The sequence below is a fragment of the Bacillus sp. UNC69MF genome (assembly GCF_000746035.1).
GTDB classification, from domain to species: domain Bacteria; phylum Bacillota; class Bacilli; order Bacillales; family Bacillaceae; genus Bacillus; species Bacillus velezensis.
The window spans coordinates 31,128-44,389 of sequence record NZ_KN050799.1 but is presented as its reverse complement, the minus strand read 5'-3'; the positions used below and the strand labels follow the sequence as shown (position 1 = coordinate 44,389).

Below are 13,262 nucleotides of genomic sequence, written 5' to 3'. Positions count from 1 at the left end.
TGTTTTACAATGCGGATTGAATGACCTTTTTATAGTATAGCACCGACAGCATGCCGAAGATGGAGTACAGCAGCGTATACAGCGCCATGACGATGATCATCGGCGTCCACACTTCCGTTCCGAATAAAAACCATCCTGACTGAACGGCAAAATAGCTGTGGAACAGCCCGAGAACGAGCGGAATCCCGAAATGATACGCCTGCTTCCGGCGGATGCCTTTCAGCAGATCCCCCGTTGTGAAGCCGAGCTTCCGCAATATCGTGTAATCAGCCTTCTCATCCTCACACTCGCCCATTTGTTTAAAATAAAGGATACAGCCTGAGGTGATCAGAAAGGTTAACCCCAAAAAGCCGACAATAAACATGATCAGCCCCATGTTTTTCTTTTGGGTGTCAGCCGTTTCAAATTGTGAAAGCGCGCCGTCAGAATAGTGCTGCGCTTGAAACAGACCATCAGCTTTTTGGATGTCCTCTTCACGTTTGAGTGTAATGCCGAAAAACCGATTTGATTTTCCCTGAATGGACGGGTCGATATCTTTCTCGATCCGGTCAAATACCTGCTGCGTGACGATAACGGTCGGCAGCCCTCCGCTTGTAAATGTATATGACAGAAGGAAGTCGTTCTTCAAGCCCTTATACGCCAGCGGTATTTTATCCGTTTTGCCGTTTATATCAATGGATCCTGACGTTTTCAGGTCGAGAAATCTTTTCATCATATCATTATATCCGGTAAACACGGCTTCTCCGTCAGAAAGCTCCGTCCCTTCTGCGTCTTTCTCGCTTATAATCGGCAGCGCCAAGCTGGACGGGTCTTGTTGAAAGCTTTTCATGTCGCCGTTTATGATGTTCTTCATATTGACACCGGCTTGAATGGTCTTGATTGTTTTCACTTTGTGTTCAATTCCGTTTTTCTTCAATAAAGCGGTAAATGAGTCAGTCTCCTTTTGGTTATCAAACGCAAAGTCCGCGGCTGTATTTTGCTCAGCCGATTTTTCCGCGGAATAGTACGAGATATAGCTTAAAGACAGCAAACCGATTGCCAGCGCCGAAAGAGTCGTAATAATCGTCAGCAGGACGGCGTTTGACTTCATCCGGAACATGATGGATGACAAAGAGAGCACTTCACTGACATTCAGATACCCGCCTTTTGATTTCCGGATGAGATTTGCCAGAAAGCTGACCGAACCTTTATAAAACAGATAGGTTCCGATAATGACCGAGCCGAGAATAAACACCATGGCCGAAAACAGTTCATTCATGCTCGTAAAACTGCCTCCGAATAAATCCGCGGACACGGCATAGCCGGCGATAATGGCCGCAATACCGACAACACCGATCGACATCTGCACCCAAGAAAGCCGTCTTATGCCGCTTTCTGACGATGACGCGGTTTTAAATAAAGACAAAATGCTTTGCCGTTTAATAAATAAGTAATTCATCATCATAATCAGCACGTAAATCGCCCCGAACACAATTAACGTCTGAACGAGCGCCTTGCTTGAAAAAAACAGTGAGACAGAGGCTTTCACACCGACTGTATGAAACAGCATCATCATACATAATTTCGAGAGAGAAAAGCCGGCAAAAATACCGATCCAAATCGATCCGAAATACAAAATGAAATTTTCTGTGCTGAGTATGCGGAAAATGTGCATTTTCGTCATGCCGATTAATCGGAATAAGCCGATTTCCCGGCCGCGCCGTTTAATAAAAATGGTGTTGGCGTATAAAAGAAATACCGACACGATCGCCACAAGCAGTACAGAGGCGGCCCGGATTGCCGCCGCTCCTTTTATGGAGCTTTTCATTTCATCAAGCGCCGGATCGTATTGCATCGTGACAAACGCGAAATAAAGGGCGGCGCTGAACACCAGCGCAAAAACGTAAAGGTAATAGTTTTTCATATTCTTTTTCAGGTTCTGGAAGATCAAATGATGAATACTCATGCCTGAATCCCGCCCAATACACTTTGCGTTTTCATAATATCCTGAAAAAAGTCCGGTCTGTCCTGGCCGCCTTTATTCAGCTGTGTATACACACGGCCGTCTTTAATGAAAACCACACGTCCGGAATAGCTGGCGGCAACCGGATCATGCGTCACCATCACAATGGTGGCGCGGCGTTTTTGATTCAGACGGCTGAGTTTATTCAGTAAATCCATGGCAGCCTTTGAATCGAGCGCTCCGGTCGGTTCATCAGCAAAAATAATGCCCGGCTCGTGAATAACAGCTCTTGCGGCAGACGTCCGCTGTTTTTGCCCGCCGGAAATTTCACTCGGATACTTATGTCGCAAATCATAGATCCCAAGCTCCTCTGCCGTCTCGGCAAATCGCAGGTCCGCCTCTTTCTTAGACATTTTCGTAATGGATAACGGCAGAAGTATGTTTTCCTTCACGGTCAGGGTGTCCAATAAATTATAATCCTGAAAAATAAAGCCGAGATGCCGTTTTCTGAATTCGGCAAGCTGCTTTTCTTTCATGGATGTAATCTCCGTCTCATTCAGTTTAATGGTGCCCGCGCTCACTTTATCAATGGAGGAAAGCACATTCAAAAGGGTCGTTTTCCCTGATCCCGACGGGCCCATAATGCTGACGAATTCCCCTTTGTGAATCTGAAGATCAATTCCTTTCAGCACCTCTTGTTTATTCAGCTTGTTTCCGTAGCTTTTTTGGATATTGCCTGCTTCTAAAATCATCACGTTCTGATTCTCCTTTTACATTGGTTATCTTTATTTTAAAAACAGAAGCCGTTTTTTTCGTTTGATTAAGCGAACAAAAGAGAAAAGCATGTGACACTTTTGTCACACGCTGAACATGCTGACGGCATCGTTCTGTTTCGGAAACACCAAGGTAAAAACCGTGCCGCTTTCCGGCTCAGAGCGCACGCTGATCTGGATAAGAAGCGGAGCCGCGGCTTTTTGAGCCAAATACAGGCCCATCCCCGTTGACGCGTGATCACGCCTCATTCGCGTCGAGGTAAATCCCTTTTCAAAAATGCGCGGAAGATCTTTGGGCTCGATGCCGATGCCGCGGTCTTCGATATCCACATGCACCCGGCCGTTTTGTTCATAGCTTTTTACGGTAATGTCATCCGCCTCACTGTATTTGACGGCATTGCTTAACAGCTGCCTGATGATGAAGGAAAGCCATTTTCCGTCACTGTGAACGTCTGGTGAATCAAGCTGAATGTCAAACCCGATCCCTTTTTGTATACACCATGATTGCAGATTTTTAATTTCTTTGAAAACGAGCGGTCTGAGCTGAATTCGCTGGAATGATAAATCATTCTCAATAAAAGACAATCGTTTCTGATGAAGCTGCTGGTCCAGGAGATGGTGAATCCGCAGCCATTCATACAGCAAAGGGGCTTTCAGCGGCTGTTCATCAAGGCGCTCGATCATGAGATGCATCGCTGTCAGCGGTGTTTTGACCTCGTGAATCCATGACATCAGATCGTCCTTTTCATGCTCTGACGCCGCCTGAAGGTGAAGTGAGCTTTTTCTTAACTGCTCTGTCTGCCCTTCAATGCTTTCTTCAACGATAGACTCAAACGGACTGTCAGGCGCTTTAAGATAAGACATGTCTAAATTGGCGTCCCACTCTCTTAAGCTTTTATAATAGGCGGTCTCTTTACGATAGCGGAACAAGAGAAATACAAGAAACACAAGAAGAGACAGGTAAACGAAATACAGCACCGAAAAAAACGGAATAGACGGATCAATATACGCCGCAAAAAGAAGCACAGCCTGCTGCAAAAGAAACATCGCGATCCAGCTCTTTCTTTCGAGCAGAAATGACTTAATCATAAAGACCGTCTTCTTCCTTTGCGATGTATCCCTGCCCCACCTTGGTTTCAATCATTTTCCCGATGCCTAATTGATCGAGTTTTTTCCGCAGCCGGTTGACATTCACCGTCAGCGTATTATCACTGACGAAACGCTCATCATTCCATAGGCTTCTGATGAGTTCTTCCCGGCTGACGATTTTATTTTTCTGCTCAGCCAGCAGTTTTAAGATCAGCATTTCGTTTTTGGTCAGCTCGACCGAACCGTTTTTACGGCTGACCGTGTTGGTTTCTGTGTCAATGACCGCCCCGCACCATCTTTTCATCAGCGCCGGTTCTGTGCCGTATTGATGCACACGGCGGAACACCGCCTGTATTTTCGCGATTAACACATCAAAGTGAAAAGGCTTCTGAATAAAATCATCTGCCCCGAGCTGCATCGACATGACCATATCCGCGGGATGATCGCGCGAGGACAAAAAGAGAATCGGCACGTTTGATTGGGAGCGTATCATTCTGCACCAATGAAAGCCGTCAAATTTCGGCAGCTGTACATCAATGATCACCAAATCAGGCTTGATTTCGGTAAACTCCCGGATGACCCGGCTGAAATCTTTTATTCCGTGCACCGCAAATGACCAGCCCGTTAATCTCTCTTTCATCTCGTGAAATAAAGTGTTATCATCTTCTATTAACAAAATGTGAAACATGGTATCCGCCCTTTTCTGAGAGATAGAGGAAAAACCGGCTGATGTCCAGCCGGCTTTTTTCCTTTACAGTTCTCTTCTTAATGCGGTCAGAACGTTGGTTTTTGTCGCTTTGCGGGCCGGATTCATACCGGAAATCACCGCGACCCCCGCACAAATGACAACTGCGATCACAACGAGGCTGAGCGGGATATAGGAGAAGGTATAATGAAGATCTTCGGCTCCGGTGTTTCCCCCTACCGCTTTCAAAATAACCGGCACAGCCAGATTGACGGCAAAACTCACTCCGTAAGAAATGATAATCCCGATGACAGAACCTAATATCCCGATATAGGCGCTTTCCATCAGGAACATTCTGCGGATGATGGACGGGCTTGCGCCGATCGCTTTCATAATCCCGATTTCCTGCGTTCGTTCCGTCACCGCCATCGTCATCGTATTGAAAATACCGATGGCAGAAATCACGACGGCGATAAAGCCGACAAAGATCAGGCCGATTTTAAAGACGAGGAAAAAGGTGTTGACGCCCTTCAGCTCGGTTGTGACAGATCTGACATAAAAGCCGTCATCCGTGAGGTCATGGGTAAGCTGATCGACATGATCGAATTTGTCCGCATACACATTGATGCTTTTTTCCGCATTTCCATTCTTCAGATCCAAGAATGTTGAGAAGTCTTTCTTGAATTGATCACTCACAAAAATATTTGTATCCTCCATCCAATCTTGGGACGGTTTTTTTGTAATTCCGACTACTTTAAAGTCGTACGTTTTCGTTTTCTCAACGTCTCCGTCTTTGTTTGTTTTGGAGATGCTCAGCTGTATCGTTTTATTAAGCAGGTCTTTCGTATAGCCTTTTGGTTTTTTCACCTCCGACATGTCGCCTTGGTGATCATTTAACTCTTTGTCGTAAGCGTCAGCCTCTTTTTTCGTCAATAGGTTCTTCGCAAAATCATAGCCGACCACGATTTCATTCTCTGTACGGGCGACTCTTCCCTGATCAAGCTCCATATTGGCTTTGACTTCATCGTTCATGTTTGTCAGCACAATGGCTGAATCTTCATTTGTTCGGTTTCCCAATGACGCTTTGTTCGGTTCATACACTTGTGTTCTTTCAACGACAGACTTGACATTTTTATACTTTTCCAAGTCTGATTTCTTCACGGCTTTTCCGTTCTCTTGGCCGAGCACATTGATTTCCGTAACAATCTGCTGGCTCATCGTAATGTCTGTAATCGTTTTTTGGATGCCGAATCCGACGGACGCCAGCACCACTAAAAACGCGCACGCCATTGTCGTCGCCAGCACCGTCATGAAAACACGCAGCCGGTTTTTCTTCATATTTCTTCTGATAAAGTGAATCTGATCCTTAAATCTCAACAGTAACGCCCCCTTTTAATACACCGTCATGCAGCTGGAATTTTGAATGCGCGATCGAAGCGACTTCATCGTCATGCGTAATGATGACAAATGTAATCCCGCGCTCCCGGTTCAGCTGCTGAATTAATGCAAGCACCTCAAGTTCCGTTTCTGAATCAAGGCTGCCCGTCGGCTCATCAGCTAAAATAATTGACGGATTTAAAATCAGGGCTCTTGCGATACTGACACGCTGCTGCTGGCCGCCTGACAGCTCATTCGGATAATGATTCGCATGATTCTCAAGTCCGACCCGTTTCAGCATGTCCGCGACTTTCTGCTTGCGTTCAGACGGTTTGACGCCTTTTAAGGCAAGCGGCATTTCAACATTTTCATAGGTTGTCAGACTCGGAATGAGCTGAAAGCTTTGAAAAATAAAGCCGAAATGCCCGAGGCGGAACTGCGCCCACTCTTTTTCACTGAAGCTCGTCACATCAGTGCCGTTAATGACGATACGGCCCTTCGTCGGCGCTATGTATCCGGATATTAAATTCAGAAGCGTTGATTTTCCGGAACCGCTCCGACCGACGATACAGGCAATTTCCCCTTTTTCAACGGTCAAAGAGACATCCTTCAATACCGGAACCTCACTCTCTCTGCCTTTCCTGCCGATTTTAAATGAATGATCAATATGCTGTACTTCTATCACGTACACCACTCCCCCTTATATCTGTTTCGTTTTTTTATAGATGAAGTAATAACTGATGAAAAACCCGATAACCGCGCCGATAAGCATGCCGAATATGTAACCGGTATACGAACCGTTATAAGCATATCCGCATACCCCCGCACTTCCCAGCATACTGAGCGACATGACGAGCAATTGAATGATGCGTTCAATGTGTTTGCTCAGGATAAAATGTCCGCTTCGTTCACTCGGCATTTTCAGGAAATTCACATAGCCGAATAGATAGAAACAACATCCCATTAATGCGGAGATGAACAATGCGTGTTTCATGTAATACATCCATGATGTATGGATGTAAGCGGCAGGCATGAAATAGATCAGAAATCCGCTCCAAGGGAAATCAATATCCGGCACAGCCTGCCTGCCAAAAAGGAACTCAGCGTTTAACAGATAAATCGTCATAACCACGATCGGAAAGACGGAAACCGTGAACGCTGTAATCAGCTGCGCCGCTAAATTGCCCGTTATCGTGCCGGCAGCTGTCACTAATGCATAAATCATCAAGCTGATGACCAGCATCCCTGCGCTGAATGATTGAAAATGATGGACAGCGTCAGGTTTAAGCGCTAGAAACAATATGTCAGATACTCCGTAAGAAACAAACTGCGAGCCGGCTAACACGGCTGCTCCCAAGAAAAACTTCGTATGAAATATCCGGCTTCTCGAATACGGAAGACTCAGTGTAAACATCCTTTCAGCCCGGCCTCCTCTTATCAGAAAAAGCCCCATCATAACCGGAGGAATGAAATGAAGCCCAATCAAATTCCGATTGCTGTAATCAATACTGAACGTACAAACTGAACCTGAATATTGATGAAGCGCACTCAAACAATCCTTATAGTGAAAATACTCATTTATAATTGCCAAAGGGCCTAAAATAGCTAAGAACCCCGCTGTAAGAAGCAGCAGCGTCTGCCGCTGCTTCCATTCTTTATAAAGCAAACCGCTAATCGGCACCTTGCCTTCCTCCAAACTGTTCATTTTCAAACAGATCTACATATGCTTTGACTTCCTGTAAACCGTAAAATAACTGATGAAAAACCCGATAACCGCACCGAAGATAATGCCGGCTAAATAGCCGAACATCGTGTCTGTGACCCCATATCCGAAAACGCCGAAACCCATAACAGCAAAGGCAATCACCAAGATTTGCACCGGACGGTCCAATTTTCTCCAAAGAAAGAATCTGCCGTTCCGTTCATTCGGGTGTTTCAGAAAGCTGACATAACCGATCAGATAAAAGACAAGGCTCATCACAATCGGAATGATTAAAACCAAATCCCTTTCTCTGATCCAGTCGTTAAACACATATCCAATAGGGGTTACAAATATAAAAAGACGGGATTCGATATAACTGCTGATAAAAGAAAATTGATCTCCCACACTAAAATCGAAAACAACCTCCAAATTCGCGGCCGGCAGACCGATGAGTAAAAAGGGCAGTACCGTGACGGTAAACGCCGTTAACAGCTGGGCGAATATCTGTCCCGTTAATGCGCCGGATGCCATTAACAAGGCGTAAGCCATAAAACTGATGACAATCATTCCGATTGAAAAATGATCAAAATCGTACGTATGGCTCGGTTTCAGCAAAGATATCAGCAATGACGCCGCTCCATAGCCTATCACCTGAGGAACAACAATGACTGCCCCGCCGAGCCAGAATTTCGTCTGAAAGATTTGGCCTCTGCTGTAAGGCATGCTTAACAAAGCATCCATCGTTCCCTTTGTCCGTTCCAAGCCTAATAAGAAGACGGCAATGATGACACTTACAATCCAGCTGAAGGAAAGAGGCGACCCATTCGTATAATTGACAACGAATTCACAATCTTGAAGAGCTTGGTTATTCATACATTCTTGATATGTTGAGTAGTTGTTATAAACCAAAAAAGGGTTTGCCGCCATTAAAAGAATGCCGCTGCATAAAAACAACCACTGATTTTTCTTCCATTCTGTGTACAACAATCCCCGCGGTATCATTCCGGTCCTCCTCTCTTACACATGCTTCGTTTTTTTATATATGGCAAAATAACTGACCAAAAATCCGATCGCTCCTCCGACCAGCATCCCGGCCACATACCCTGTCATCGTCTGTCCCGTCGAGTACCCCGCCAGGCCAAAACCGAGAACGGCGATTATAATCACCACAATCTGAATGGGCCGGTCAAGCTGTCTCCAGAGAAAAAAACGGCCGTTCCGTTCCGCCGGCTGTCTGACATAGCAAAAGTACCCGATGGCATAAAATACAATGCTCATCACTGCCGGGATGATTAATATATACTTGCTGGCAGATACCCAATCTGTATCTATGTACATGATCGGAATCAAGTATTGAAAAAGATTGTTTACTTTGAGATAAGCCTCGACTGACGGCATCAGCTCATACATGCTGACTCCGAAGATGACTTCTACATTGGACAGCGGCAGCGTAATAATCAGGTAAGGCGCTATCGACACAGTAAACGCCGTTAACAGCTGGGCGAACGTATTGCCCGTTAAGCAGCCTGCACTCGCGACCAATGCAAAAGCCAAAATACTCACAATAATCTCTCCGACGCTGTAATGGTGGAAGAAATATACGCGCTCAGGCTTTAACAGAAGAATGAGCAGCTCAGCCAGCCCGTAGCCGATCACCTGAGCGCCGGTAATGACCGCCGCCCCGAGCCAAAATTTAGTGTGAAACACCTGAGCGCGGGAATAAGGCAGACTGAAAAGCGCATCAATCGTTCCTTTCGTACGTTCCAGTCCGAATAAGCAAACCGCTAAGATGACAGCGGGCGCCCAGTTCAAGTTCAGCATTCCGCTATCCAAAGAATTCACATAAAACTTACAATATGCTCCGTGGGTGTCCAGACAGCCTTGATAAACCAGATAGGTATTTAACACTTCAAATGGATTGACCGCCGCTAAAAAAATGCCGACCATCACAAGAACAGTTCGATTCTGCACCCATTCCCTGTACAGCAATCCCCTGTCTACCATCTCCGGTTCCCTCCAAACTTCGCGATGAAGACCTCTTCTAAGTTCACAGGAAGTTCATTCCATACTTTCGGCCGCAGCTCTTGCAGAAAGTTCTTTTTCTTCTCATCGTTCTTTTGAATCAGCACCGTATAAAACACACCGGCATGGTCGAGAATCGGTATGTTTTGTTCTCTGATCTTCAAGGCGACGTCCTCTTCAAATGCCATTTGGATTTTCATGTACTCTTCCTTCATATCATCCAAGTCCATCACATTCGTCAGCTGATTTCCTTCCAAAAACCCGATCCGGTTGCACATTCGCTCAATATCTTCTAAACGGTGTGAGGTAATCAGAATGCTCGTTTCCCGTTCAGCCACTTCATCCACCATAAGCTGCAGCACGTCATGACGCGTTACGGCGTCAATTCCGTCCGTCGGTTCATCCAAAAGGATAAGAGCCGGGCGTGAAGCAAAGGCAAGGACGAGCGCAAGCTGTTTTTTCAGGCCTGTCGATAATTCACGGTATTTCTTCGTTTCCGGAATGCCGTACCTGTTCATCAGCTCATTGGCGTAAGTCACATCAAAATTCGGATAGATTCTGCTTACAATTGCAACAAGCTGTTTATATGTATACTTGTCATAAAAAGGATTTTCAACAGGCATATAAATGATGTTCTGTTTTACTTTCGGATGCCGCTTTATTTCCACCTGATTAAATAAAACCGTCCCTTGATCCGGCAGCAGAATCTGCTGAATGAGCCGGAGCAGTGTTGTTTTCCCTGATCCGTTTCGCCCGAGCAGCCCGAAAATTTCCCCTTTTCCGATGGTGAGCGAAATATCCTTGAGCACTTCTTTACCGTCTATCGTTTTTGAGAGATTCCGCAATTCAATCATGATCCTTGCCTCCTTTCACATCAGCGCTGATTTCCTTTATCCATTCCTGCAGCTTCTCCAGCTCAACTCCCGCGTAATGGGCATCGATGATGAGCTGTTTCAATTGCTCTTTTATCATCGTCATCTTCCCTTCAACCAATGTCGTTTTTGCATTCTCCGATATATACGTTCCTCTTCCCCTCAGCGTTTCAATGACACCATCGCGTTCGAGCTCCTTGTACGCTTTGCTGACTGTGTTCGGATTGGCGATAATGATCGTTGCCAATTCCCTGACAGAAGGAAGTTTATCCCCCGGCTTCATGATCCCTTTTAAACAAAGCTCTTTCAGTTGCTGTATGATCTGCTCATAAATCGGAGTTGAGCTTCTCGGATCGATTTGAATCATTTACTTCCCTTCTTTCTTTTACGAGCTGCTCTCTTTCTTTAAATGTTCTGCCATTGAAAACCGATGACGACAAGAACGACAAACAGACTGCTTGCCAAAACCGAGGCGGCGATAATAAGAGGCACATCTTGTTTTACGGATCTTTTGTTTTTCATGAAAGTTCCCCTTCCCTATGCTTAACATTTATATGTCGATTTCATTTTTTGAGTGTTTTATGTGTATTACATCAAGTAGTACACGTAATACAATAAACACACTCCGCCCTATTGTCAATTCTTTTTTTAAAAAAATACAAAAAAACCCGCCGGGATTCCGGCAGGTTTGCTGAACCATTTGAAACGGCGCGGTCAGTAATCAAAATTACGCTGCAAAATCATATTGTTTTGCAAGGTCTGCAGCTGCAATCTCATTCGGTAAAGCTGCTCTCTTTGCTGATCATTCGCAGATAATGACAGCTTGTTTAATTCATTCACCGCGTTTTCAAGCATCATTTGCGCTTCACTGTACTCATTATCATTATAATGCTCTTGTTTTGAAGCGGTTATAAATTGCTCATTCGCAAATTCATACGCCTGTTCGCTTCTTTGGAGATGTTCATCTACTGATTGTCTTGTTGCCAACGAAACCCCTCCTCAGTGAATGGGAAATCAAACTTAGTTTGAGCGGACCAAAAATAATAACACCCGAAGGTTGCAGGAAAGAGAACCAAATTTTCCGAGTTTAAGCTAAAGGAATGAGAATCCTGCCTGCAGTCATAATAAACAAAAGAAAGCCGCATCCTGTTTTCAGATTGTGAACCCCCATCATTCATGCTACAATTTTAGGATGCATCTGATGTGAGGGAGGCTTTTTGAACATTGAACGAGAATAACCCTTTTCCTTATTCAAATACGGAAAAACGGTACCATACATTAAATTATCATCTGCGGGAGCATTTCGGGCATAAAGTGTTTAAAGTCGCGCTTGACGGCGGTTTTGACTGCCCGAATCGGGACGGCACGGTTGCACACGGAGGCTGCACATTCTGCAGCGCGGCGGGCTCCGGCGATTTTGCCGGCAATCGGGCCGATGACTTACTCACGCAATTTCACGATATCAAAAACCGCATGCACGAAAAGTGGAAAGACGGCAAATATATCGCATATTTCCAAGCGTTCACGAATACGCATGCTCCGGTAGAGGAGCTGCGAGAAAAATTCGAATCCGTCCTCAAGCTTGACGGCGTTGTCGGCATGTCGATCGCGACCCGTCCGGACTGCCTTCCGGACGATGTCGTGGAATATTTGGCCGAACTGAATGAGCGAACCTATTTGTGGGTTGAACTCGGACTGCAGACCGTGCATGAGCGGACCGCCCTTCTGATCAACCGCGCCCATGATTTTGACTGCTATGTTGAGGGTGTCAATAAACTGAGAAAACACGGCATCCGCGTTTGTTCCCATATCATTAACGGGCTTCCGCTTGAAAACAGGGACATGATGATGGAGACGGCCAAAGCCGTCGCTGATTTGGATGTCCAAGGCATTAAAATTCACCTGCTTCACTTATTAAAAGGCACACCGATGGTGAAGCAATATGAAAAAGGAAAGCTGGAGTTCCTTTCTCAAGAAGAATATGTAAGTCTTGTATGTGATCAGCTCGAAATCATTCCCCCGGAAATGATCGTTCACCGCATTACGGGAGACGGGCCGATCGAATTAATGGTCGGACCGATGTGGAGCGTCAATAAGTGGGAAGTACTGGGCGCCATTCAAAAAGAGCTGGAAACACGGGGAAGCTATCAAGGAAAGCTCTTCAGAAAAATCGGGGAGGAGACCGCCCTATGACCTTGATGCACATCCTCCCTTTCAGTAAAGAATTGCTGAAGTCCGCCGCACAGGAAGGTGATATCACGGTTGACGCGACGATGGGCAACGGACATGATACATATTTCCTGGCCAGCCTTGTCGGTGAAACAGGACATGTCCATGCCTTTGATATTCAAGCGGACGCACTCGCTAAAACGAAGGAGCGGCTCGGTGCCGACTTCAGTCCGCGCGTCACGCTTCACCATAAGAGCCATGATCAAATAAAGGCATCGCTGCCTGAGGATGCGCACGGTCGTGTGGCTTGCGCCGTGTTTAATCTCGGCTATCTGCCCGGCGGCGATAAAAGCATTACGACAAACGGCCACTCAACCATTTCCGCGATCGAACAGCTCCTTGAACTGCTGAAGGAGAACGGGCTGATCGTTCTCGTTGTGTACCACGGGCATCCTGAAGGCAAGACGGAAAAAAGTGCATTACTGGAGTACTGCAGCAATCTTGATCAGGAAAAAGCGCGCGTGCTGAGCTACGGCTTTCTCAACCAGCGAAACGACCCGCCGTTTATTATAGCGATTGAAAAGAAATCTGCCGGCAAATAAAGAATCGGCCTGACATAAGCGGGCCGATT

At 45.8% G+C, this 13,262-nt stretch carries 14 protein-coding genes; 2 read left to right on the top strand and 12 right to left on the bottom strand.

The window, feature by feature from the left end:
* Positions 1–4: 4 nt before the first annotated feature.
* The 12 genes from BR62_RS0117365 to BR62_RS0117310 all read right to left on the bottom strand — a co-directional run bounded on the left by BR62_RS0117365 (position 5) and on the right by BR62_RS0117310 (position 11,449).
* Positions 5–1,945, bottom strand: a complete 1,941-nt coding sequence (locus BR62_RS0117365) for an FtsX-like permease family protein (protein ID WP_032868344.1) — start codon at positions 1,943–1,945, stop codon at positions 5–7.
* Positions 1,942–2,697 (bottom strand): ABC transporter ATP-binding protein, encoded by a 756-nt coding sequence (locus BR62_RS0117360; protein WP_015240420.1) that lies wholly within the window; start codon positions 2,695–2,697, stop codon positions 1,942–1,944. Before BR62_RS0117360 ends, BR62_RS0117365 begins: the two co-directional genes overlap by 4 nt.
* Positions 2,698–2,799: 102 nt before the next feature.
* A complete protein-coding gene (locus BR62_RS0117355) occupies positions 2,800–3,804 on the bottom strand; it encodes a sensor histidine kinase (protein ID WP_032871661.1) in 1,005 nt (334 codons plus the stop codon).
* Entirely contained in the window at positions 3,797–4,492 is a 696-nt protein-coding gene (locus BR62_RS0117350) for a response regulator transcription factor (RefSeq protein ID WP_014305616.1), read from the bottom strand. Before BR62_RS0117350 ends, BR62_RS0117355 begins: the two co-directional genes overlap by 8 nt.
* A 63-nt stretch (positions 4,493–4,555) precedes the next feature.
* On the bottom strand, positions 4,556–5,866 hold the full coding sequence (locus tag BR62_RS0117345; protein ID WP_015240422.1) for an ABC transporter permease: 1,311 nt from the start codon (positions 5,864–5,866) through the stop codon (positions 4,556–4,558).
* Positions 5,856–6,551: an ABC transporter ATP-binding protein gene (locus BR62_RS0117340; protein WP_032871660.1), complete on the bottom strand. Its 696-nt coding sequence runs from the start codon at positions 6,549–6,551 to the stop codon at positions 5,856–5,858. The genes BR62_RS0117345 and BR62_RS0117340 overlap by 11 nt, the downstream gene beginning before the upstream one ends.
* A 15-nt stretch (positions 6,552–6,566) precedes the next feature.
* A complete protein-coding gene (locus BR62_RS0117335) occupies positions 6,567–7,547 on the bottom strand; it encodes a hypothetical protein (protein ID WP_032871659.1) in 981 nt (326 codons plus the stop codon).
* A 36-nt stretch (positions 7,548–7,583) separates the two neighbouring features.
* Positions 7,584–8,570 carry an ABC transporter permease gene (locus BR62_RS0117330; RefSeq protein ID WP_032871658.1) on the bottom strand — a complete coding sequence of 329 codons (987 nt, stop codon included), beginning with the start codon at positions 8,568–8,570 and terminating at the stop codon, positions 7,584–7,586.
* A gap of 15 nt (positions 8,571–8,585) precedes the next feature.
* Positions 8,586–9,572, bottom strand: a complete 987-nt coding sequence (locus tag BR62_RS0117325) for an ABC transporter permease subunit (RefSeq protein ID WP_020956238.1) — start codon at positions 9,570–9,572, stop codon at positions 8,586–8,588.
* Complete coding sequence (locus BR62_RS0117320; RefSeq protein ID WP_020956239.1) at positions 9,566–10,444, bottom strand: ABC transporter ATP-binding protein; 879 nt, start codon at positions 10,442–10,444, stop codon at positions 9,566–9,568. The genes BR62_RS0117325 and BR62_RS0117320 overlap by 7 nt, the downstream gene beginning before the upstream one ends.
* Complete coding sequence (gene ytrA, locus BR62_RS0117315) at positions 10,437–10,829, bottom strand: GntR family transcriptional regulator YtrA (protein WP_003152275.1); 393 nt, start codon at positions 10,827–10,829, stop codon at positions 10,437–10,439. The genes BR62_RS0117320 and ytrA overlap by 8 nt, the downstream gene beginning before the upstream one ends.
* 347 nt (positions 10,830–11,176) lie before the next feature.
* Entirely contained in the window at positions 11,177–11,449 is a 273-nt protein-coding gene (locus tag BR62_RS0117310; RefSeq protein ID WP_016938496.1) for a YtzC family protein, read from the bottom strand.
* A gap of 237 nt (positions 11,450–11,686) precedes the next feature.
* Between BR62_RS0117310 and BR62_RS0117305 the strand changes: the two genes are divergently transcribed.
* Both BR62_RS0117305 and BR62_RS0117300 read left to right on the top strand, forming a co-directional pair.
* Positions 11,687–12,655 carry a tRNA modification radical SAM protein MnmL/YtqA gene (locus tag BR62_RS0117305; protein WP_007408822.1) on the top strand — a complete coding sequence of 323 codons (969 nt, stop codon included), beginning with the start codon at positions 11,687–11,689 and terminating at the stop codon, positions 12,653–12,655.
* Complete coding sequence (locus BR62_RS0117300) at positions 12,652–13,233, top strand: tRNA 5-(aminomethyl)-2-thiouridylate-methyltransferase MnmM (RefSeq protein WP_032868307.1); 582 nt, start codon at positions 12,652–12,654, stop codon at positions 13,231–13,233. The genes BR62_RS0117305 and BR62_RS0117300 overlap by 4 nt, the downstream gene beginning before the upstream one ends.
* Positions 13,234–13,262: the final 29 nt, after the last annotated feature.